Here is a 22,195-nt window from a genome sequence, read left to right as displayed (position 1 = left end):
AACAGGAGTGTCCACAAGACCCCAACATTTATTATAGAACCTATTCTGGCAATAAAAAAGCAGAACCATAAAATGGTTCTGCTGAATCCCCGCTCGAACATACTAAAAAGGGAATCCTCTACAGGATTCCCTTACAAGTCTATGGCAGGAGTACTAGGATTCGAACCCAGATCGACGGTTTTGGAGACCGTTGCTCTACCATTGAACTATACTCCTATGGAGCGGAAAACGAGATTCGAACTCGCGACCCCCACCTTGGCAAGGTGATGCTCTACCACTGAGCTACTTCCGCATTGGCGACCCAGGACGGACTCGAACCGACGATCTCCGCCGTGACAGGGCGGCATTCTAACCAACTGAACTACTGGGCCATTGCCTCAACGCCTTCCAGCGCTGTCGACTTGTTTAGTATACGATACATCTGCCAGATTGTCAAGGGGATTTTTAATCTTCTACCTTTTCAATGGCACCTACTGGGCAGCCTTCCATGGCAGCCACTGCATTGGCTTCTTCCTCTGCAGGCACAGCATCCGGAATGGCTTCTGCCTGGCCAGCATCCGTCATATGGAACACTGCCGGGCAAGTCCCTTCACACAAACCACAACCGATACAAGTTTCATTGACTTTGAATTTCATATTTCCCACTCCCCTTTTTACTGGAGCCAGGAGCCGGTCTCGTTGACCGTCTCTCTTGCTCTTTCTGGCTCCAGTATAGGGCAAAGGGGAAATGCAGACAGTTGGTATGACAACATTCTGCAAAAAATTCATTCAGTCACTATGTTTTACTTTGCATGACTGACAGGTCAATTGCATCGTACTACATTAGGAGTCTTTTTCATGGCTATAAGCTTTCCGGAACCACGCCACTATGGCGTGGTTTTCAAAAGAACCAAGAAGGGGATGTTGCACAGAACGTGCAACATCCCCTTCTTCCTTTACTCTCTCAGCTCTGCTTCGAATTTTTCCTGGACTTTCTTCACCACCTGATTGATGATGTCGTTGATTTCCTTGTCCTTCAATGTCCGTTCCAGATCCTGGAAAGTCAGACTGAAGGCCACGCTCTTGCAGCCGTGTTTTACCTGTTTGCCGGCATAGACATCGAACAGGCGCACGTCTTTCAGCAACGGGCCGGCCTGGGTACGGATCTCGGCCATCAGGTCCACGGCGCTGACGCTCTTGGGCACCACCACGGCGATATCCCGGCTGGTGCTGGGGAACTGGGGAATGTGGGTGAATTGCGGCACTTTCTCGGCTCCTTCCACGAAGCTGCTCAGATCCACTTCCAGTACGTAGGTTTCGGCGCTCAGGCTGAACCGTTCCTGGACCTGGGGATGCAGGGCTCCCATGAAACCCACTTCCCTGCCATGATGGAGCACGGTGCAGCTCTTGCCGGGGTGCAGGAATACTTCCTTCGGTGCGGCATAGGTGACATCTGTGGCCTGCAGGGCTTCCAGCACCTGTTCCAGGGCACCCTTCAGGTCAAAGAAGTCCACTGCGTCCTTGCTTTCGGTCCAGTTCAGTTCGTTCCGTTTGCCGGAGAGCACGATGCACAGCCGGGTCTTTTCCGCCGGTTGTTCGGTCAGAGGCAGTGCTTTGGGCAGGAACACCCGTCCCAGTTCGAACAGGGCGATCCGTTCGGTCTGCCGGGCCTGGTTATAGGCAGCGGTGTTCAGCAGGCTGGGCACCAGGGTGGTGCGCATGGTCTTGAAGTCGTCGCTGATGGGATTGATCACCTGGATGGCCTGCCGGCGGCTGTCTTCTGCAGGCAGCCCCAGTTTGTCGAAATCATTGGCGTTGATGAAGGTATAGGTCATCACTTCGTCCAGGCCGATGCCGGTCAAGGTATCCCGCACCTTGTCCTTCACATCTTCAATGGGAGCCTGTCCGCCCCGGGCCATATCCAGCTGGGGCAGGGTGGACGGAATCTTGTCATAGCCGTACATCCGGGCCACTTCTTCGGAAAGGTCCGCATCGCAGGAGCAGTCATTCCGCCAGGTGGGAACGGTCACCAGCCAGCTGCCGTCAGCCTGGTCGGCCACGGTGAAGTTCAATCTCTCCAGGATGGTCCGCATCTGCTGGTCGGTGATTTCTTCGGTGCCGATACGGCGGCGCAGGGCTTCCGGCACAGCCTTGATCTGGACCGGTTCCTGGGGAACCGGGTAATCTTCCACCACGCCGGAAACGGCTTCGCAGGCGCCCATTTCTTCCAGCAGATGGACGGCCCGGTTCAGGGCATCGTGGTCACGGATGGTATCCACCCCCCGTTCGAACCGCTGGGAAGCTTCACTGCGCAGCCCCAGGTCCTTGGAGGTGTGACGGATGCTGGGTCCGTAGAAGGTGGCGGCTTCCAGCATAACGTTCACGGTCTTACCGGTGACTTCGGTGGCCAGGCCGCCCATGACACCGCCCAGACCGATGGCTTTTTCCGGATCGGCAATGACGATCATGTTGGGAGTCAGATCCCGTTTCTGGCCGTCCAGGGTCACCAGGGTCTCCCCTTCTTCAGCCCGGCGGACGATCCAGGTGTGGTCCTTGACGGTATCGTAATCATAGGCATGCATGGGCTGGCCCAGTTCCATCATCACATAGTTGGTTACGTCCACCACGTTGTTGATGGGACGGATGTTCACGGCCCGCAGCAGTTTCTGCATCCATTCCGGAGATTCGGTGACCTGGATGTTCTTCACCATGCGCAGGGCAAACCGGGTGCACAGGTCTTTGCACTGGATTTCCACCTTGGCGTTTTCAGCCACGTTGCCGCCGGCGGCATCTTTCGTGTCCAGAGCGGGCAGACGCAATTCCTGGTTCAATACGGCAGCCGTTTCCCGGGCCAGGCCCAGCATGTTGAAGCAGTCGCTGCGGTTGGCGGTCAAATCGATATCCAGCACCACATCATTCAACCCCAGCAGGTCCTTCACATCCACGCCGATGGAGGTATCCGGCGGCAGGATGAAGATGCCGTCCCGCTGTTCGGGCAGCAGCAGTTTGGAATCGATGCCCAGTTCCCCGGCGCTGCACAGCATGCCGTTGGAATCCAGGCCCCGCATCTTGGCCGCCTTCAGGGTCATGCCATTGGGCAGGTGGGAACCCACCACAGCTACAGGGACCTTATCCCCCTGGTGCACGTTCTGGGCCCCAGTGAGGATCTGGGTCAGTTCACCCTTCCCCAGGTCCATCTGGCAGACCCACAGATGATCGGAATCCGGATGGCGTTCAATGGAAGCCACCTTGCCGGTGATGACCCCTTCCAGGCCTTCGCCCAGATGGATCACCTGTTCCACTTCCAGGCCCACCCGGGTCAGCTTGTCCGCCAACACTTCCGGAGTGACCGGGATATCTACATATTGTTTCAACCAATTGATCGATGCTAACATTGTTCCTTGCCTCCCACTCAGAATTGACGGATGAACCGCAGATCGTTTTCGAAGAACAGACGCAGGTCGTCGATGCCGTAGCGCAGCATGGCGATCCGTTCCACGCCCATCCCGAAGGCAAAGCCCTTCATCTTGTCGGGATCATAGCCGCTCATGCGCAGCACGTTGGGATGCACCATACCGGCGCCCAGGATTTCCAGCCAGCCGGAATTCTTGCATACCCGGCAGCCCTTGCCGCCGCACATGACGCAGCTGATATCCACTTCGCAGGAAGGTTCCGTGAAGGGGAAGAAACTGGGGCGCAGGCGGATCTTCACGCTGTCCCCGAACATCTCCTTGCAGAACAGTTCCAGGGTGCCTTTCAGGTCAGCCAGGGAGATGTCCTTGTCCACTACCAGGCCTTCCACCTGATGGAACATGGGAGAGTGGGTTGCATCATAGTCGTTCCGGTATACGGTCCCCGGGCAGATCATGCGGATGGGGGTATTGGGGAGCCGGCTCTGCATGGTCCGGGCCTGTACGCCGGAAGTCTGGGTCCGTAGCAGGATGTCGTCAGTGATGTAGAACGTATCCTGCATGTCACGGGCCGGATGGTCCTTCGGCAGGTTCAGGGCTTCAAAGTTGAAGTAATCCGTTTCGATTTCAGGTCCTTCTTCCACTTCGAATCCCATGCGCATGAACACTTTCTTGATGTCCCGCAGGGTCTGGGTCACAGGATGCAGATGGCCCAGGGCCGGTTTGCGGCCGGGCAGGGTGAAGTCTACCGTTTCGCTGGCCAGTTTCTCTTCCATCTGGCGGGCTTCCAGCAGCTTCATCTGGTCGTTGATCCGGGCCTCCACTTTGGCCCGCACTTCGTTGACCATTTTGCCGATTTTGGGCCGTTCTTCCGCAGCCACATCGCCCAGGCTGCGCAGGATGGCAGTCAGGGCCCCCTTCTTGCCCAGGTATTGTACCCGGATATTCTTCAAATCGTCTACACTTTTGACTTCGCTGAGATCCTTCTGGATCTTTTCCCGCAGTTCCTGCAGTTTGTCGCTCATGTTCACGCCTCCTAAAAAATAAAACCTCCGCCCCACAAGGGGCGAAGGTTCGCGGTACCACCCTATTTTCTACTCTTGCAGCCGATAACGCAGCCAGCGCCGGACCTACTCCGTTCAGTCCGATTGCTCCCAGGTGAACTTCATCTCTTCCTTTCGCGCCGGGCTCCCACCTGTCCCCGGTTCTCTGGGCCTACGAGAAAAGACTACTCTCCTGCTCATCGCAAGGTATGGAATTAATGTATTTAGTATAGCATAACGAACGGAAGCCTGCAAGGGCCGGGTTTTACACTGCTTGTCGGAAAACAGCGATGACAGGGGCCACGAGCCTGGAGCCACGAGCCACGGGCCGATGGTATTTTTTACCGTCGATTTCCGCCTATTCACAATCACCGAATTCATACTGGATTCCATGATCACCGGGATAAGGAGCGGTTTCTCGGCCACAGAAGGACATTCCCTGCGGGAAGCCCCTACGCTATTCTCCATTTGCCTTTATCCCTTCTTTTTGATATACTGTAACTATAAAATAGTTACAAAACAGGCAGGTGATCTTGTGACAAAGAAAGCTGTTTTGCTACGGAAATTGATGGCCAAACCCACACCCACTGCATTTACAACTCGAGAACTGGACACCTTAATGGGCCAGTGCGGTTGCAAGAAATTTACAGGAGGGCGAGGTTCAGGAATCGGCTACTATCATGAAAAGACCAAGCGGATTCTCCAGTTCGATGGACCCCATCCGGGAAATGAACTGTATCGCTATCAGGTTAAAATGGTCGTGAAATTCCTGATTTCTATTGGGGAGGTGGAAAAATGAATTCTCTGATGTCGTATAAAGGGTATCGGGCGAAAATCGAATTCGACCCGGAAGATGAAATTTTTGTAGGTCATGTGCTGGGTATCAATGATTCTCTGAACTTTCACGGAGCTTCCGTAAAAGAATTGATCCAGGCTTTCCATGATTGCATCGAAAATTACCTGGAGTATTGCAAGCAGTGCGGCAAGGCGCCGGAAAAAGAATATAAAGGAGTATTCAATGTGCGGATCCGGCCGGAAACCCATCGCAAGGCCGCCTTTGCAGCCGCTGCCGAGGGAGTTACCATGAATCAGTTTGTGGCTGAAGCCATCGATGCCTATTTGGATAAAAAGGCGAAATAGAGAAGGAGCAAAGTCACATTCGGTCGCACTCTCACGACGTTACGGTCCGCACTATCGGTGTTCGAGGGCGGGCGCGCCGCTGGCACGCCCCTACGCAAACAAAGTAGTTTGGACGACTGAAATCGGATGTTCGACTGCAATCCGTAGGGAGCCGATTGCCATGATCGACCCGCCTGCACTTATCAATCATCCCATCGTTAAACAAATGAAACGATTTTACCCTTGAAGCTCACGTTTGCCATATCGGGCAGGAGAATCGTGCGAAAGCCATAATTCAGCGTAAAATGGTATTTTTTACCGTCGATTTCCGCATATTCACAATCACCAAATTCATACTCCCTATCCAGCACAAGGGCTCTCATAGTTTTGACGGGAAAATCATCTATGATTTTATAGGTCTTCTCCATCATGACAGTTTACCTCCCCCCCAGGTATATGATGTTCTGATTGAGCCGGCTCATACTGGATGCCATGATCTCCAGGATAAGGTTTATCGTGTTTTACTTCTTCAGCTCCATACAAAAAGCCACAATGCTGCAACCCGTCGCAACGATCCCCAAAGGACTCCAGCGCCCCCAGTTTCCGACAATACACGAAACCATCAGAATGCCAAGCAAGATTTCCCGTTTCACATCATCAGCTCCTGTTCAAAACTTTTTCTCTCAGTTTTCATTATAGCAAATCGACAGGGTAAAAAAATGGACAATTAGAACGGATTTGAGGATTCCAGGCCACCAGTTCCATATACCAATGCACCCATCTTGCTTTTTCAAAACATCCTGCCTACCGTACGTCGCAGCACCTTTGCGTATTATAAAATAAGCACATGTTTTTGATTAATCTGATTTGTTTGTATGTTCTCCCTGCAGGGGTTCACCAGAGGCCGGCATAGCCGGCCTCCTTTTCTCCAGGAAGGATTTTCCTATATTTTCCGGAAACGGCTTTATTTCTTGGTGGCCACTCTTCAACGAACGGAAAATTTTCCGTTGTTTATCAGCGTTTCCATTAAATTTTTGCCGTTTTTTTGCCGTCTGCCGGTCCGTAAAGACGCTCCATGCCGGATTTTGTTACCAGCCAAATCCTTTTTGACTGAGCCGCTTCGACACCGATTTGGAAACGTGGAGGCCGCCCCTGGCGGCTGATGCAGGCCTGACGAAGTGAATCCGTCAACTTGTTCCACCGCTCAGCCGCCTCTTCCAATGTCATCACATCATGCAGCATTATCTCCCCTCCTTAAAAAGCAGAAGGCTACCAGCGGCTACTAAAACGACGCCCACAATCGGTTGACCGTTAACCAGTGCCAAACAGCCCAAGCCAAGTAAAGCACAGTGCCAAATTGATTTTTTCATGATGTTTTGATAGACTTATAGTAAGTGAGGGGAGGAGTTGCCTCCCCCCCCTCAGCTACTGGCCGAAGATGTTTTTCAGGATTTGGTAGAGACCTGTCAAAATCAATCCAATTCCTGTAAAAACCACTGCGGCCTTTTTTAATAAGTCCATCCTCTCATCTCCTTTCTATGGTTATGTTATACCGTATATACGGTATAAAGTTAAGCAAAAAATAGCCCGTAAAGCCAGGTATTTCCTGACTCTACGGGTTTTCTTCATTTTGCGGCCCAGGCAAGTAAGAGCCCTGCGGCCACCGTTCTCCATGTCGTCCAGCCATCGGCCCACCACGTCAGCCCCGGTCATGCACAGGGCCTGGGGGAAAGTCGTCCCGGTTGCAGTAGTCCAGCACCTCAGCCACGAAATACTTGGCATACAGGGCCAGCTTGTCATCCGCAGGTTTCCCCCGGATGGTTGTCACGTTACTCTGGATTTCCGCAATGACTGCGGCAGGTTCTAGATAAGTAGTAGCCATATTCATCACCTCGTTTCGGGCATGAAAAAAGCACCAGGCATTTCTGCTAGGTGCTATCAGTTATTCAACATGTACAGGCGGATCATTCCAATCAAAATCATTGATCTTTTTATACAATTCGAAGCTCTCGCGTGCATGTTCAGGAGCTTTATCCGTGAGAATGAATCGATCATGTTTTTTATCAATGACATACCAATTGTCGTCATCCATCCAGTCCATACAAGTATGGTATCGTGCAGACATTCCGTTCATACTCACACCCCCTTTTTAATAATTTTACGATATTCTTCGAAGTATTTCAAAATAAATTGACTGTCATTTCCGCATTTCTGCCGTTATAACAAAAACCCCGCATTTCTGCGGGGTTTCGTGTTAAACAAACATTATTTCGGGTAGTTGGAAGAAGTATTTTCTTTCAGCACCACGTCGTGAGCCCCGCCTTCTACCAGGCTGGTAGCAGATACCAGGGTCAGTTTGGCTTTCTTCTGCAGTTCCGGAATGGTCAGGGCACCGCAGTTGCACATGGTGGACCGGATCTTGGAAATGGTCAGGTTCACGTTGTCTTTCAGGCTGCCGGCGTAGGGCACGTAAGAATCCACCCCTTCTTCAAAGGACAGTTTCTTGTCGCCGCCCAGGTCATACCGCTGCCAGTTACGGGCACGAGCAGAACCTTCACCCCAGTATTCCTTCATGTAGGTGCCGTTAATGTTCACCTTGTTGGTGGGGGATTCATCGAACCGGGCGAAGTAACGGCCCAGCATCATGAAATCTGCGCCCATGGCCAGTGCCAGGGTCATATGGTAGTCATATACGATACCACCGTCGGAGCAGATGGGCACATAGATACCGGTTTCCTTGTAGTATTCGTCACGGGCTTTGGCCACTTCGATCACAGCAGTAGCCTGGCCGCGGCCGATTCCTTTCTGTTCACGGGTGATGCAGATGGAGCCGCCGCCGATACCGATCTTTACGAAGTCAGCACCACATTCAGCCAGGAAGCGGAAGCCTTCGGCGTCAACCACGTTGCCGGCGCCCACTTTTACGGTATCACCGTATTTGTCCCGGATCCATTTCAGGGTCCGTTTCTGCCATTCACTGTAGCCTTCGGAGGAGTCGATGCACAGTACATCGGCACCGGCTTCCACCAGAGCCGGTACCCGCTGTTCATAGTCACGGGTGTTGATGCCGGCGCCTACCACGTGGCGTTTCTTGTTGTCCAGCAGTTCCAGGGGATACTGTTTATGAGAGGAGTAGTCCTTCCGGAATACCATGTACATCAGGTTGCCGTCCTTGTCCACGATGGGCAGGGTGTTCAGCTTGTGGTCCCAAATGATATCGTTGGCTTGTTTCAGGGTGATATCGCTGGTACCCACCACCATTTCGGAAACCGGGGTCATAAAGTTCTTGACCTGGTCTTCCATGTTCATCCGGCTGATCCGGTAGTCACGGCTGGTAACGATCCCTTCCAGATGGCCGTTCTTGCTGCCATCGCTGGTAACAGCCATGGTGCTGTGGCCCGTCTTTTCCTTCAGAGCCAGGACATCGGCCAGGGTGCTGTCCGGACGCAGGTTGGAGTCGCTGACCACAAAGCCTGCCTTGAAGCTCTTGACGCGGGCCACCATGGCAGCTTCGCTTTCGATGGTCTGGGAACCATAGATGAAGGAAATGCCGCCTTCCCGGGACAGGGCAATGGCCATATTATCATCGGATACGGATTGCATGATGGCGGAAACCAGGGGAATATTCAAGGTCAGGGCCGGTTCTTCACCCTTTTTGAATTTCACCAGCGGAGTCTTCAGACTCACGTTTGCCGGAATGCATTCGCTGGAAGAATATCCAGGAACTAAAAGATACTCACTGAAAGTATGAGCAGGTTCATCATAGATAAAAGCCATTGTATATCCCCCTTTAAAATATTTTTTCCATTTTAGCACCAGTCTGTCACAAAAGCAACACCTTTTTTCTGGAAAACGGAAAACTTTATGAAAAACAAACCGCAGCGACTGGAAAAGGGCTGCGGTTGTTACAGGATCTTATTTTGCTTTCAGTCGGCGCAGGGCTCTCCAGGCAATATCCTGGCGATAATGGGCCCCGTCGAAGTGGATCTTTTCCACGGCGTCATAGGCTTTCTGCTGGGCGGCCGGAATGTCGTCAGCCACAGCGGTCACGCCCAGGACGCGGCCTCCGTTGGTCAGGATCTTCCCATCTTCTTCCCGGGTACCGGCATGGAACACCACAACATCTTCCATTTCACCGGCAGCTTTCAGGCCCGTAATGGGCAGGCCCTTCTTATAGGAAGCCGGATAACCGCCGCTGGCCATGACCACGCACACGGCAGCCTTTTGGCTCCATTCCACCATATCAGGGCGCAGGGTACCGTTGGCACAGGCCAGCATGATCTCGGCCAGGTCGCTCTTCAAAAGAGGCAGGACCACCTGGGTTTCGGGATCCCCGAACCGGGCGTTGAATTCCACCACTTTCACGCTGTCGCCTTTGATCATGAGTCCGGCATACAGACACCCGCTGTAGGGGCGTCCCTCCTTCGCCAGGGCATCCACGATGGGGCGCAGTACGGTCTTGACGGTCTTTTCCTTCAGGGCATCGGTCATCACCGGAGCCGGGCAGTATGCACCCATGCCACCGGTGTTGGGCCCCTGGTCCCCATCGTCCACCCGTTTGTGATCCTGGGCGGCCAGCATGGGAACGATGGTCTTGCCATCGGTGAAGGCCAGCAGGGAGGCTTCCTCCCCGTCCATGAACTCTTCGATGACCACCCGGTTGCCGGCGGCCCCGAATTTGTGATCCCCCATCATTTCATCCAGGGCTTCCAGGGCTTCGTCCTTCGTCATAGCCACGACTACGCCTTTACCGGCAGCCAGGCCGTCGGCCTTGATCACAATGGGAGCGCCTTTTTCTTCCACGAAGGCCCGGGCATCGGCCAGGTTGTCACACACCTTGAAGAAGGCAGTGGGAACCCCGTACTTCTGCATCAGTTCCTTGGAGAAGATCTTGGAGCCTTCGATTTCCGCTGCTTTCGCAGAGGGTCCGAAAATGGTCAGGCCCCGGGCCTTGAACACATCCACGATGCCGGCCACCAGAGGCGCTTCCGGACCCACCACCGTCAGATCGATGGCGTGCTTTTCCGCCCAGTCGGCCAGGCCGTTCAGATCGGTGATGTCCAGATCCACGCATTCAGCCAGATCCTTCATCCCCGGATTGCCGGGGGCTGCGTACAGTTTCGTCACCTTTTTGCTTTGGGCCAGTTTCCATACCAGGGTATGTTCCCGGCCGCCGCCGCCAATTACCAGTACCTGCATGGTCTCACTCCCTTATTCTGCGTCCAGCTGTTTTTTCAGATACGCTGCAATGGCCGTATCGTATTTGGCCGTATGGTCAAAGGCTTCCTGGGCCAGCATCTTCCGGGTCTTCTGGTCCACATCGCCTTTTTCCTTCAGCATATGGATCAGGTCTTCATACCGATCCGGGTTGGTGATAATCACCACATCATGGAAATTCTTGGCAGAGGCACGTACCATGGCAGGACCGCCGATATCGATGTTTTCGATGGCTTCGGCTTCGGTCACGTCAGGTTTGGCGATGGTCTGTTCGAAGGGGTACAGGTTCACCACCACCAGGTCGATGGGCTCAATGCCGTTCTTCTTCATGTCTTCCATGTGCTGGGGGTTGCTGCGTACAGCCAGGATGCCGCCGTGGATCTTCGGGTTCAGGGTCTTGACCCGGCCGTCCATCATTTCGGGGGTCCCGGTCACGTCACTGACGTAGGTGCAGGGCACGCCGGCCTGCTGCAGCACTTTCATGGTGCCGCCGGTGGAGATGATCTCCACCCCGTTGTTGTTCAGGAAATAGCCCAGCTTCACAATGCCGGTCTTATCGGAAACACTCAGTAATGCTCTACGGATATTTTTGAACATGGGATTTTCTCCTTTATTCCGGATTATTTCCGGATTTTCACTTTCCGGCCGTTGACGGTCAGCCGGTCTTCAGACCACAGTTTCACCACTTCCGGCAGGATGGTATGTTCCTGCACCAGGATCCGGGCAGCCAGGGTATCGTGGGTATCTTCATCCAGTACGGGTACTGCCGCCTGCATGATGATGGGCCCCGTATCCATCCCGGCATCCACAAAGTGAACGGTGCAGCCGGCGATTTTCACGCCGTAGTTCAGGGCCTGGCCCTGGGCGTCCAGCCCGGTGAAAGAAGGCAGCAGGGCCGGATGGATGTTAATGATCTTATGGTACCAGCTGTTGACGAAATCAGCGCTCAGGATGCGCATGAAGCCGGCCAGTACCACCAGTTCCACTTCTGCGTCCCGCAGCCGCTTGTCGATAGCGGCTTCGAAGGATGCCTTGTCGGGATAATCCTGCCGGGCGATGGCCACATGGGGAATCCCCATTTTTTCTGCCCGCTCCAGGGCATAGGCCTCGAGGCTGTCGGAAATCACCACGGCAATCTGGATGGGCAGATTTTCGTTTTGGATCTTGTCGGCCACGGCCTGGAAATTGCTCCCCCGGCCGCTGACCAGTACACCGATTTTCCGCTTAGTCACCGAACACGCCGCCTTTCATTACGGTCTTCTTCGTGCCGGGGATTACAGTACCCAGTTCGTAGAAGGTTTCGTTCTGTTCCTTCAGGTAGGCGCGGACGGCATCGGCTTCGCCGGCGTCCACCACCAGCACCATGCCTACACCCATGTTGAAGGTACGGTACATTTCCTTATCGGGAACATTGCCCCATTCCTGCAGTTTTCTGAAGACCACAGGCACTTCCCAGGCATCTGCATGCACTTCAGCATCGCAGTCTTCAGGCAGGATGCGGGGGATGTTGTCATAGAAACCGCCGCCGGTGATGTGCACCAGACCGTGGAGGTCGAAGTTGCGGATCATGGGCAGCACGGTCTTCGGATACAGACGGGTGGGTGTCAGCAGTTCTTCGCCCAGGGTCTTGCCGAATTCCGGCACATAGGTGTCCACGGTCATACCCTGTGCTTCGAAGCAGATCTTCCGCACCAGGGAATAGCCGTTAGAGTGTACGCCTGTGGAGGGCAGGCCGATCAGCACGTCGCCGGCCTTCACCTTGTCACCGGTGATCATCTTGCTCCGTTCCACCACGCCCACGCTGAAGCCGGCGATATCGTATTCGTCTTTCGCATAGAAGCCGGCCATTTCAGCCGTTTCACCGCCGATCAGGGCGCACCCGCTTTCCTTGCAGGCATTTGCCACGCCCTTGACGATGTCAGCAATCTTCTGGGATTCCACCTTGGCAGTGGCGATGTAGTCCAGGAAGAACAGAGGTTCCGCGCCCTGTACCAGGATATCGTTTACGCACATGGCCACTGCATCCTGGCCGATGGTATCATGACGGTTCATCATAAAGGCAATCTTCAGTTTGGTGCCCACACCGTCCGTGCCGGAAACCAGCACCGGATCCTGGTATTTGCTGCCCAGGGCGAACAGGCCGCCGAAGCCCCCCAGATCCCCGATGACTTCCGGACGATAGGTAGCCCGGACACTGTCCTTCATCAGTTCAACGGCTTTGTTGCCTGCATCGATGTTAACCCCTGCATCTGCATACGTAATGACCTTTTTCTCGCTCACGCTGTTTCCTCCTTAGCAACCCATTTCAAATTGTAACTTGGACCCTTTTTTCATCAGTTCATCTGCTCCATCCGGATATCTGGAATTGAAGCAGGCATAGCACATATCGTCAGGTTTCAATACGGACAGGCTCTGGCGCAGGCCTTCCATGGTGATGTAATGGAGGCTGTCGGCCTTGATGTACTGCCGGATTTCTTCTTCCGTCCTGCTGGCGGCGATCAGTTCCTTCCGTTCGGACGTGTCGATGCCGTAATAGCAGGAATCCATCACAGGAGGCGAGCTGATGCACACGTGCACCGCCCTGGCTCCGTTATCCCGCAGCAGCTGGACGATCTTTCCGCTGGTGGTGCCCCGTACAATAGAGTCATCCACCATGACCACTGATTTGCCTTCCACCAGGCTGCGGTTCACGTTCAGCTTCAGCTTCACTGCATTCAGCCGCTGTTTCTGGGTAGGCTGGATGAAGGTACGGCCGATGTATTTGTTTTTGGTCAGCCCTTCCACAAAGGGGATGCCGGCTTCCAGGCCATAGCCGATGGCGGCCGGGGTCCCGGAATCAGGCACGGAGATCACGATGTCCGCCTTGATGTCCCGGGTTTCCCGGGCCAGGATGCGGCCCATGTTCAGACGGGCCTGGTATACACTTTCTCCGTCGATGATAGAATCGGGACGGGCGAAATAGACATATTCGAAGATGCAGTGGGCACGGTGGACCGGCGTATGGGTGCTGTACATGATGCTCCTGGGTTCCGCATCCGGATCGTCGATGACGATCATTTCGCCGGGTTTCACATCCCGTACATAGTGGGCCCCCACCAGATCCAGGGCGCAGGTTTCACTGGCCACCACCCAGCCGTGATCCAGGCGTCCCAGGCACAGGGGCCGGAACCCGTACCGATCCCGGAAAGCGATCAGCTGGCTGTCATTCATCACCAGGATGGCAAAGGCACCCTCAATGGTATCCGCCGCTTCGGCCACCCGTTCGGGCAGGGTCTTCTTGCGACTGCGGGCGATCAGGGTCGGTACCACTTCACTGTCAATGGTGGTCTGGAACACCACCCCGTCTGCGGCCAGTTCCTTCCGCAGCTGGGCGGCATTGGTCAGATTGCCGTTGTGGGCCATGGCCAGATTGCCCCCGTCATAATACACCTTCAGGGGCTGCACATTGTAGCTCATGCTGGCACCTGTGGTGGAATAGCGGACGTGGCCGCAGGCAATGTATCCGTCCAGGCCTTTCAGCCCATCCTTGAACACATCGTTCACCAGGCCCATGCCCTTCTTGATATGCATGTGCTTGCCGTCAGTCACAGCGATGCCGGCGCTTTCCTGGCCCCGGTGCTGCAGTGCGAACAGGCCCCAGTAGGTGTTCAGAGCCACATCATCGTTCTTGGAATAGATCCCGAAGACGCCGCATTCTTCATGCAGCTTGTCTTCCGCGAAAAAGTTGTCCCCCATAGTTCCTCCCGTTTCTCAGGCTTTGGCAGCAGCAGCTCTGGCCTGGGCCAGCTTTTCTCCTTTTGCCTTGACTTCTTCCTGCATCTTCTTTCTGTAGTCTGCCAGTTTGGTCACCAGTTCCGGATACTTGCCGGCCAGGATTTCCACAGCGAAGATGGCAGCGTTCTTGGCTCCGTTGATGGCCATGGTGGCCACAGGGATCCCGGAGGGCATCTGGACGAAACTCAGCAGGGAATCCATGCCGTTCAGCGGAGTAGCATTGATGGGAATACCGATGACCGGCAGGGTGGTATAGGCAGCGATCACACCGCCCAGATGAGCCGCAGCACCGGCAGCTGCAATGATGGCTTCCACACCCCGGTCCCGGGCACCGCTGGCGAATTCCTTCACCAGTTCCGGCGTACGATGGGCGCTGGCCACCACAACTTCCACCTCAATGCCGAATTCTTTCAGCACCTTTTCTGCAGGTTCCAGTACCGGCCAATCCGAATTGCTTCCCATGATCATTGCTACTTTCATAAGTGCGCACCTCCAAGAATTGCAAGCTCCGAAGAGCCAAATCACCACGATAATCGTTATACCTTTATTCTATCAACGGACCGGTGCGCTGTCAATGTTTTATCGAACTTTTATAACAGAAGTTACACTATTGTTCGATACCGCAGAGAATGTGACAGCCGGTAGGAAGATGTGTCCCCCTGAAAGGGGGAAAGGCCCCGCTTGCGGGTAGGGGGTCTCACCCCCAATTTACATCATACACTCAGTTTATGACCCATCCACCAGCCACTTGGCTGGTCCCCCTTCCCTTTCAGGGAAGGACAAAGTATCTCTTCACTAAATAATTATGCTATAATAAAGAAAAGAGGTGATACCCATGAAACATTCTTTCTGGTCACGAGTTTTGCTGACGCTGATGGCGGTCGCTTCCTTCTGCGGATCGGCTCTGGCGGCAGGCGCCATCCATGTGCCAAAACCGGGACGGATCGGTGCGACGGTACCCCGTCCTACAGTGCCCATCGGCGACTATCAAAAGCCGGGCACCATTCCCACTCCCATGACGGCCCCCGTACACGCCCCCGTACAGAGCATGCGCCCGGTACGGATGAACCCCATTCCCCTGCGTCCCATTGTGCAGCCCATGACGGGCACCGTTTCCACACTGCCCGCGAACCTGCCTGTGTTCAAGCCCAATCTGACCCTGTTCAGCTGGGTAACGCCCGTGGATATCGGTTCGCCTGCGGGCAGCGGGTTCCTGCACAATCCCAGATACTCCCTGGCCTGGTGGAAGACCCCGGAAACCCTGAGCGCCGGCGACCTGTTACAGAGCCGGATGGCAAGGCTGGTGGAGACAAAGAAATAAGCAAAAAAATAAGGCTGTCGTACGACAGTCTTATTTTTTTGCTTATTTTTGTTTTCCTTTGTCCAGCATATTCTGGATTTCCTGCATGAAGCTGTTCACATCAGCGAACTGGCGGTACACCGAGGCGAACCGCACATAGGCGATCTGGTCGATCTTTTCCAGATGGGCCATGACCACCTCGCCGATCCGGGTACTTTTCACTTCGTTTTCACCGGAGGCCCTGATCTCGTTTTCGATCTGGTTGGTCAGGCTCTGGATCTGTTCGTAGGTGAAGGGCCGTTTTTCAAAGGCCCGCAGCAGTCCAGCCAGGATTTTCTTGCTGTCGAACATTTCCCGCCGGCCATCCCGTTTGATGACCAGGAGCGGAATCTGTTCATATTTTTCGTAAGTCGTGAAACGCCGTCCACAATGGGGACATTCTCTTCGACGCCGGATGGACGCCCCCTCTTCAACGGAACGGGAATCGATGACTCGGCTATCTTCGCTGCCACAAAATGGACATTTCATAACCTACACCCCCAGTTCCTTATTTGTTGCGGATCCAGGGCGGAATCTCCGAAGTGGGATTGGTGAAGCTGCTCACCTTGGAGCTGGCAGCGGTTTCAGCGGCCTTGGTCAGACGGCTGGTGCTGGTTTCAGGCTTCACAAAGGAAGACGGTTTGGGGCCCGGGTTGGCCTGGGTCTTGCCGTCATCCACACCGGTAGCGATTACGGTGACACGGATTTCGTCTTCCATGTTTTCGTCGATGTTGGCACCGAAGATGATGATGGCATCGGGGTCCACCACATCGGTGATGATCTTGCTGGCTTCGTTCACATCCATCAGGCTCAGGTTGGGGCCGCCGGTGATGTTCAGCAGCACGCCCTTGGCACCTTCGATGGTGGAATCCAGCAGCGGGCTCTTTACAGCATTTTCGGCAGCGGCCGCAGCGCCTTCGTCCCCTTTGGCAGTGCCGATACCCATCATGGCAGAACCGGCGTTGGTCATAACCGCCTTCACGTCGTTGAAGTCCACATTGATCAGGCCGGGCACACTGATCAGATCAGAGATACCCTGCACGCCCTGACGCAGCACTTCGTCGGCCAGTTTGAAAGCGTCCTTCATGGAAGTCCGTTTGTCCACAACCTGCAGCAGACGGTCATTGGGGATGGTGATCAGCGCATCCACCTTGGCTTTCAGGTTCGCAATGCCCTGTTCGGCCACATTGAAACGGCGACGGCCTTCGAAGGAGAAGGGTTTCGTCACAACGCCCACCGTCAGAGCGCCAGCCTGTTTGGCCATTTCGGCCACCACATGGGCAGCACCGGTACCGGTACCACCACCCATACCAGCGGTAATGAACACCATGTCTGCGCCCTTGACGGCTTCAGCCAGGACATCCTTGGATTCTTCTGCAGATTTTTCACCCACTTCAGGGTTGGCCCCTGCACCCAGGCCTCTGGTTTCGTCCTCACCGATCTGGATCTTGGTGGGGGCGCTGGATTTTTTCAGTTGCTGCGCATCGCAGTTCACGGCGATGAATTCAACACCCTGCAGTCCGGCTTCGATCATGCGGTCAACTGCATTGTTACCGCCGCCACCGACGCCAATGACTTTGATTTTTTCCAGGGGCTGTTCCAACGTCGTATCTTTGTTGTCTGCCTCGAACATATTGCTGGTCCTCCTCATCTATTGTGTGATAAGATCAAAAACCTCTTATTTACACTCGTATAACTTAGTATACCATTTCACCGCGAATATTTCATCCTATTTTACGGAAATTTTTACAACTTTTCTCCAGGGAATCCCCTGCCGGCGGCCTGTGGCCAGTGACCGGCAGGATCCCCTACATCCTCATGAGCAGCCGCCGGATGATGGCGATGTTGTTGAAGATCCTGAGTCCGAAGGCGATCAGGGCCACGTAATACAGGTCGATGCCCAGTTTCAGCCCGAAATAGCACAGCACCGCGGCAAAGATCCCATTGGCAAAGAAGCCGCTGACGAAGATCTTGTAGTTGAAGTGCTTTTCCAGGCTGGACCGGTATCCCCCGAAGGCGGAATCCAGGCAGGCCATGAAGGCCACGGCCACCAGCTTGCTGTATCCGGGCGGCACCACCGGCAGATACGCTCCCAGTGCGATGCCGGCCGCCAATCCAATGAGTGCATAAATCATTGCTGGCCCCCTTCTTCCGGTCTGGCATATTCAAAATGCCGGGTGCCCTTGAAGGCAGGCACCTTCACCTTGTCGCTGCGTTTCACGTTCACCGTGATGCCCCAGAACTTCAGGGTTTCCACCACGCCGCCCCGCAGCCGGAGGGCACTTTCCAGGGTTTTGGGATCACCGATGGCCCGGATTTCGTAGGGCGGGGTGAACCGGGTGTTATTCACGGAAACAGTGGGTCCGGCACAGCGGACTTCAGAAACATCCAGCAGCCGCTCCCTGTTCAGGGCGATGGCTTCCGCCCCGGCGGCCCGCAGTTCATTGAGCAGCCGCAGCAGATCATCGTCGTGGATCACATACAGATTGGGGTTCTCCCCGTTCTTGGGTTTCACCTGGCTGTCGTCCACCGTGACAATCACGCCGGGCCCGGTCAGGGGAACTTCACCGGCCTTGATCTTCAGATCGTTCAGGACCTTGGAATCCCCGCCCGCCCCCTGGACTTCCAGCTCTTCCAGTTTATTGGACAGCTCCTTGTTCTCTTTCTGTGCGTTCTTCAGTTTTTCCGCCAGATCTTCCGCCCGCTGCTGGTTCACGCTCTGCCGGGCGTGTTCTGCACTGCGGAACTGGCTGGAAATCATGGTTCCCACAATCAGGCACACCAGGAACATGAAGAACTTCTCTTTCGTGCTGTGACAGACCATGGTCCTCTCCTTATTACAGTTTGATATAGGGTTTCTCGTAGGTCAGGTCGATATACTGGGCTTTGATCTTTTTCGTTTCCAGCTCCTGGCAGATGGCCTTGAAGGTCTTCAGCTTGGCCAGGGCATTGTCAGGCGTGCCCAGGATCACCGGGATGCCGTTGTACAGGTAGATGCGGATGCTCTGGCTGTCGTCCACATGGATCTCGTTGATCCGCTGCTTCAGGTCCCCATCCAGCTGGCCCAGGAACTTCAGGATGCCCTGGATTTCCTCATCTTCGGTGACATCCCCCAGTTCCGCCTGGCTGATGTGCCAGCCGGACACAAATGGCGCATCCCCGCCGGTGATGCCGTCCGCCAGCCCGATGATGTGGCCGGTGGGATCCACTTTGGCATACTGGCCGCCTTCCATGGCCACGTACAGGGCCGGCTTCCGGTCCGTGATCACCACTTTCAGGATGTTGGGCCATCCCAGGGACAGCTCAGCTTTTTCCACCCGGTAATCGCTGCGCAGGCTGCTGAGCAGTTTTTTCCGGTTCAGGTTGAAGATATTGAGGGGCTCGGACGCATCCCCCATCTCCTTCACTTCGTCCAGGGTCACGGCGGTGTCGCCCACCACCTGCAGCTGCCCGAAGGCCAGCCAGGGCTGGTGCAGCAGCACGTAGGAAGCAATGAGCAGAGCGGCGCTGGCCACCAGGAGGGCCACTTTCGCCCTGTTCAGCCGGCGCTTCGGTTTCCGGCGGCGGCTCCGTCCACCCTCCGGAGTCCCCTGTTCCGGTTCCGGGGTCCTCTTCCGTCCCAGCCGGCGGTTCCGCTGCCGCTGGAGCCGGGCCCTACGGGCCTCTTCCAGCGGACTGTCCGTTTCCGTTCCCGGTTCCGGGCTGTCCGCCTGGCCGTTGATGTAGGCCTGGGCTTCCAGACGGACCTTGCGCCGGGCACTGGCTTCTTCTTCTGCCCTTTTCCGGGCCTCTTCCTGGCGCAGCCGGGCCGCCCGCATTTCCTGCCGGAAGCTGCGGTCCTGCCGGAAGCTGCGGCGGCCGCCGGGCTCCAGAGCCGCGCTTTCCCGCTGTGCCTGGCGCAGTTCTTCCTCCCGGCGGATCTCTGCGTCCTTACTGGCCGGCCGGCGCCGGTTCTGCCCGACCCGGGGCCGGAGCCATTTGGGCCTGTTCATCTCAGTGAGCCGTCTTCAGGATCTTTTCGCACAGATCCGGGAAGGAAATGCCCATGGCAGCTGCTGCTTTGGGGATCAGGCTGGTGGCCGTCATGCCCGGGATGGTATTCACTTCCAGAGCGATGCATTCGCCGTCCTCTGCCAGCATCAAATCCGTACGGGCCACACCGCTGCAGCCCAGAGCCGTGTAGGCGGCCACGGCAATCTTCTGCAGCCGCTCTGTGGTCTCTGCATCGAAAGGAGCCGGACAGGTGTAGGTGGTGGCACCCTTGGTGTACTTGTTGTGGAAATCGTAGAAGTTCACATGGGGTTCGATGAGCACCAGAGGCATGGGCACAGCCCGTCCCTCTTCATCGGACATCACCCCGGCAGCCACTTCCTTACCGGTGAAGAAGGCTTCACACAGCACCCGGTCACCGTATTTGAAGGATTCCTTCAGGGCATCATCCAGTTGTTTTTCGTCTTTGACGATCACCACGCCGATGCTGGAGCCCTGGGTGGCCGGTTTCACCACGCAGGGAATGCCGATTTCCTTCAGGATTTTGGCTTTGGGATCTTTGTCCAGGTTCCTGTCGATGAAGGTACATTTGGCGGTGGGCACATGGTTGTTCTGGAACAGGTGCTTGGTATAGAACTTGTCCATGGCCAGGGCGCTGGCCAGGACGCCGCTGCCCGTATAGGGGATGTGCAGCATTTCCAGCACGCTCTGCAGCCGGCCGTCTTCTCCGTACAGGCCGTGGACGGCGTTGAAGACCACTTTGGCGCCGGAGGCTTTCAGCTGCTCCATGATGTGTTCCGGATCCAGGTCGATGGCTACGGCATCATAGCCCTTTTCTTTCAGGGCATTCAAGATGGCGTTCCCGGTATTGAGGGAAACTTCCCGTTCTTTGGAGGGGCCCCCCATCACCACTGCAATACGATCGTTCTTATCCATTCTCAATTCCTCCGTTCCAAAGCCTGTACCAGGTGCTCACCCAGTTTGACGATATCCCCGGCCCCGATGGTCATGATCAGATCACCGGACTGGGCTTCATGTTCCAGTTTGTCCAGGATGGTGGGCTGGTCGGGCAGGTATTCCACCTGCTGGCCGGTGGTTTCCCGGACTTTGTCCGCCAGCAGCTTGCCGGTGACACCGGGGATGGGATCCTCGCTGGCGGCATAGATATCGGTGACGATCAGCTGGTCCGCATCCTTGAAAGCCACGGCGAATTCGTCCAGCAGCAGCTGGGTGCGGGTGTAGCGATGGGGCTGGAACACCACGATCAGCCGCTGGGGGCTGGTCTGCCGGGCAGCCTTCAAGGTCGCTTCGATTTCCGTGGGATGATGGGCGTAGTCGTCCACCACCCAGACACCGTTCACCTTGCCCTTGGTCTCGAACCGGCGCTTGGCTCCGCTGAATTTTTCCAGGGAGGCCAGGATGTCTTTGGTTTCCAGGCCCAGTTCACGGCTGGCGGCGATGGCGCCCAGGGCATTGAGCACATTGTGACGGCCCGGTACGATCAGATGGCCCCGGCCAAGGTTCTCCCCCTTGTACAGCACGTCGAAATGGGTACCGTCGGTTCCGTATACGATGTTTTCCGCCCGATAGTCCGCATCCCTGCTGTCGATACCGTAGCTGATCACCCGTTTGTCCGTATGTTCCCCGATGGTGCGCACCCGGGCGTTGTCGTAGCACAGTACGGCACAGCCCTGGTCCTTGATCTGGGAAACGAACTGGGCAAAAGCCTTCTGGATGTTCTCCTGGCTGCCGTAATGGTCCAGGTGATCGTCTTCCACGTTGGTCACCACAGCGATATAGGGATGGAATTTCAGGAAGGAGCCATCGCTTTCATCGGCTTCTGCCACCACATAGTCGCTTTTCCCGTTGCGGGCGTTGGAGCCCAGGTTGTTCACGATGCCCCCCACCACGATGGTGGGATCCATGCCGCAGTCATAGGTGATGCAGCTGAGCATGGAGCTGGTGGTGGTCTTGCCGTGAGCCCCGGCTACGGCAATGCCCTTGTGTTTGTTCATCAGATATGCCAGCACATCGCTGCGGTGGATGACAGGCACCTGACGCCGCTTGGCTTCCACCAGTTCCGGATTGTCGGGATGGATGGCGGTGGAGATCACCACCACTTCAGCCCGTTCGATCTGACAGGCAGCGTGGCCGATGAAAACCAGGGCCCCTTCCTTGGCCAGCTTGGTGGCCATGTAGCCGGGTTTGGCATCGCTGCCGGACACATGGTAGCCCCGCTTGATCAGCACGTAGGCCAGGGCGCTCATGCCGGCCCCGCCGATGCCGATGAAATGTATATTCTTGATTTGATCCAAATCAACCAA

General features: G+C 55.5%; 24 protein-coding genes, 3 tRNA genes and 1 other annotated feature. Of the genes, 3 read left to right on the top strand and 24 right to left on the bottom strand.

The genetic code is table 11. The annotated features are described in order from the left end of the window. Positions 1 to 142: 142 nt before the first annotated feature. From BQ5462_RS06385 to pheS, 6 genes are all read right to left on the bottom strand, one after another. Positions 143 to 216 (bottom strand) — tRNA-Trp (locus tag BQ5462_RS06385). A gap of 1 nt (position 217) precedes the next feature. Beyond that, positions 218 to 292 (bottom strand) — tRNA-Gly (locus BQ5462_RS06380). Positions 293 to 294: 2 nt separating this feature from the next. Further along, a tRNA-Asp gene (locus tag BQ5462_RS06375) sits at positions 295 to 371 on the bottom strand. 73 nt (positions 372 to 444) lie between these two features. Then, positions 445 to 636, bottom strand: coding sequence for a ferredoxin (locus tag BQ5462_RS06370; RefSeq protein WP_071142542.1), 192 nt, complete (start codon positions 634 to 636; stop codon positions 445 to 447). Between the two features lie 299 nt (positions 637 to 935). Continuing rightward, entirely contained in the window at positions 936 to 3,374 is a 2,439-nt protein-coding gene (gene pheT / locus BQ5462_RS06365; protein WP_071142541.1) for a phenylalanine--tRNA ligase subunit beta, read from the bottom strand. A gap of 17 nt (positions 3,375 to 3,391) precedes the next feature. After that, entirely contained in the window at positions 3,392 to 4,414 is a 1,023-nt protein-coding gene (gene pheS / locus BQ5462_RS06360; protein WP_071142540.1) for a phenylalanine--tRNA ligase subunit alpha, read from the bottom strand. A 34-nt stretch (positions 4,415 to 4,448) separates the two neighbouring features. Beyond that, positions 4,449 to 4,642 (bottom strand) — a binding site (T-box leader). Between the two features lie 325 nt (positions 4,643 to 4,967). Between pheS and BQ5462_RS06355 the strand changes: the two genes are divergently transcribed. Both BQ5462_RS06355 and BQ5462_RS06350 read left to right on the top strand, forming a co-directional pair. Next, entirely contained in the window at positions 4,968 to 5,231 is a 264-nt protein-coding gene (locus BQ5462_RS06355) for a type II toxin-antitoxin system HicA family toxin (protein ID WP_083378151.1), read from the top strand. Beyond that, positions 5,228 to 5,572: a type II toxin-antitoxin system HicB family antitoxin gene (locus BQ5462_RS06350; protein WP_071142539.1), complete on the top strand. Its 345-nt coding sequence runs from the start codon at positions 5,228 to 5,230 to the stop codon at positions 5,570 to 5,572. Before BQ5462_RS06355 ends, BQ5462_RS06350 begins: the two co-directional genes overlap by 4 nt. 197 nt (positions 5,573 to 5,769) lie before the next feature. On the opposite strand, the gene BQ5462_RS06345 is transcribed toward BQ5462_RS06350, so the two are convergent. The 11 genes from BQ5462_RS06345 to purE all read right to left on the bottom strand — a co-directional run bounded on the left by BQ5462_RS06345 (position 5,770) and on the right by purE (position 15,022). After that, on the bottom strand, positions 5,770 to 5,982 hold the full coding sequence (locus BQ5462_RS06345) for a hypothetical protein (protein WP_071142538.1): 213 nt from the start codon (positions 5,980 to 5,982) through the stop codon (positions 5,770 to 5,772). Positions 5,983 to 6,577: 595 nt separating this feature from the next. Further along, positions 6,578 to 6,793 (bottom strand): helix-turn-helix domain-containing protein, encoded by a 216-nt coding sequence (locus BQ5462_RS06340; protein ID WP_083378093.1) that lies wholly within the window; start codon positions 6,791 to 6,793, stop codon positions 6,578 to 6,580. 457 nt (positions 6,794 to 7,250) lie between these two features. Then, complete coding sequence (locus BQ5462_RS06335) at positions 7,251 to 7,433, bottom strand: hypothetical protein (protein WP_071142536.1); 183 nt, start codon at positions 7,431 to 7,433, stop codon at positions 7,251 to 7,253. A gap of 60 nt (positions 7,434 to 7,493) precedes the next feature. Then, positions 7,494 to 7,685, bottom strand: coding sequence for a hypothetical protein (locus BQ5462_RS06330; protein WP_071142535.1), 192 nt, complete (start codon positions 7,683 to 7,685; stop codon positions 7,494 to 7,496). Positions 7,686 to 7,816: 131 nt separating this feature from the next. After that, positions 7,817 to 9,328, bottom strand: coding sequence for an IMP dehydrogenase (locus BQ5462_RS06325; protein ID WP_071142534.1), 1,512 nt, complete (start codon positions 9,326 to 9,328; stop codon positions 7,817 to 7,819). A gap of 138 nt (positions 9,329 to 9,466) precedes the next feature. Then, positions 9,467 to 10,750 (bottom strand): phosphoribosylamine--glycine ligase, encoded by a 1,284-nt coding sequence (purD, locus tag BQ5462_RS06320; protein WP_071142533.1) that lies wholly within the window; start codon positions 10,748 to 10,750, stop codon positions 9,467 to 9,469. A gap of 12 nt (positions 10,751 to 10,762) precedes the next feature. After that, entirely contained in the window at positions 10,763 to 11,365 is a 603-nt protein-coding gene (locus BQ5462_RS06315; RefSeq protein WP_071142532.1) for a hypothetical protein, read from the bottom strand. A 23-nt stretch (positions 11,366 to 11,388) separates the two neighbouring features. Next, positions 11,389 to 12,000, bottom strand: coding sequence for a phosphoribosylglycinamide formyltransferase (gene purN, locus BQ5462_RS06310; protein ID WP_071142531.1), 612 nt, complete (start codon positions 11,998 to 12,000; stop codon positions 11,389 to 11,391). Then, positions 11,993 to 13,048: a phosphoribosylformylglycinamidine cyclo-ligase gene (gene purM, locus BQ5462_RS06305; RefSeq protein WP_071142530.1), complete on the bottom strand. Its 1,056-nt coding sequence runs from the start codon at positions 13,046 to 13,048 to the stop codon at positions 11,993 to 11,995. The genes purN and purM overlap by 8 nt, the downstream gene beginning before the upstream one ends. Before the next feature lie 12 nt (positions 13,049 to 13,060). Further along, positions 13,061 to 14,503, bottom strand: coding sequence for an amidophosphoribosyltransferase (gene purF / locus BQ5462_RS06300; RefSeq protein ID WP_071142529.1), 1,443 nt, complete (start codon positions 14,501 to 14,503; stop codon positions 13,061 to 13,063). A 15-nt stretch (positions 14,504 to 14,518) separates the two neighbouring features. Then, positions 14,519 to 15,022: a 5-(carboxyamino)imidazole ribonucleotide mutase gene (purE, locus tag BQ5462_RS06295; protein WP_071142528.1), complete on the bottom strand. Its 504-nt coding sequence runs from the start codon at positions 15,020 to 15,022 to the stop codon at positions 14,519 to 14,521. Positions 15,023 to 15,377: 355 nt separating this feature from the next. On the opposite strand from purE, the gene BQ5462_RS06290 reads away from it, so the two are divergent. Beyond that, a complete protein-coding gene (locus BQ5462_RS06290; protein ID WP_071142527.1) occupies positions 15,378 to 15,863 on the top strand; it encodes a hypothetical protein in 486 nt (161 codons plus the stop codon). A gap of 42 nt (positions 15,864 to 15,905) precedes the next feature. Here BQ5462_RS06290 and nrdR read toward each other — a convergent pair whose 3' ends face one another. From nrdR to murC, 7 genes are all read right to left on the bottom strand, one after another. Further along, positions 15,906 to 16,370 (bottom strand): transcriptional regulator NrdR, encoded by a 465-nt coding sequence (nrdR, locus tag BQ5462_RS06285; protein WP_071142526.1) that lies wholly within the window; start codon positions 16,368 to 16,370, stop codon positions 15,906 to 15,908. Between the two features lie 19 nt (positions 16,371 to 16,389). Beyond that, on the bottom strand, positions 16,390 to 17,514 hold the full coding sequence (gene ftsZ / locus BQ5462_RS06280) for a cell division protein FtsZ (RefSeq protein WP_071142525.1): 1,125 nt from the start codon (positions 17,512 to 17,514) through the stop codon (positions 16,390 to 16,392). Between the two features lie 175 nt (positions 17,515 to 17,689). Beyond that, on the bottom strand, positions 17,690 to 18,016 hold the full coding sequence (locus tag BQ5462_RS06275; RefSeq protein ID WP_071142524.1) for a small basic family protein: 327 nt from the start codon (positions 18,014 to 18,016) through the stop codon (positions 17,690 to 17,692). After that, on the bottom strand, positions 18,013 to 18,705 hold the full coding sequence (locus BQ5462_RS06270) for a DUF881 domain-containing protein (RefSeq protein ID WP_071142523.1): 693 nt from the start codon (positions 18,703 to 18,705) through the stop codon (positions 18,013 to 18,015). The genes BQ5462_RS06275 and BQ5462_RS06270 overlap by 4 nt, the downstream gene beginning before the upstream one ends. A gap of 13 nt (positions 18,706 to 18,718) precedes the next feature. Further along, on the bottom strand, positions 18,719 to 19,873 hold the full coding sequence (locus tag BQ5462_RS06265) for a cell division protein FtsQ/DivIB (RefSeq protein WP_071142522.1): 1,155 nt from the start codon (positions 19,871 to 19,873) through the stop codon (positions 18,719 to 18,721). Position 19,874: 1 nt separating this feature from the next. Further along, positions 19,875 to 20,807, bottom strand: a complete 933-nt coding sequence (locus tag BQ5462_RS06260; protein ID WP_071142521.1) for a D-alanine--D-alanine ligase family protein — start codon at positions 20,805 to 20,807, stop codon at positions 19,875 to 19,877. A gap of 2 nt (positions 20,808 to 20,809) precedes the next feature. Continuing rightward, a complete protein-coding gene (murC, locus tag BQ5462_RS06255; protein WP_071142520.1) occupies positions 20,810 to 22,195 on the bottom strand; it encodes a UDP-N-acetylmuramate--L-alanine ligase in 1,386 nt (461 codons plus the stop codon).

This window comes from Acidaminococcus timonensis (genome assembly GCF_900106585.1).
GTDB classification, from domain to species: domain Bacteria; phylum Bacillota; class Negativicutes; order Acidaminococcales; family Acidaminococcaceae; genus Acidaminococcus; species Acidaminococcus timonensis.
The sequence above is the reverse complement of the archived record's forward strand: the minus strand, read 5'-3'. Positions and strand labels throughout refer to the sequence as shown.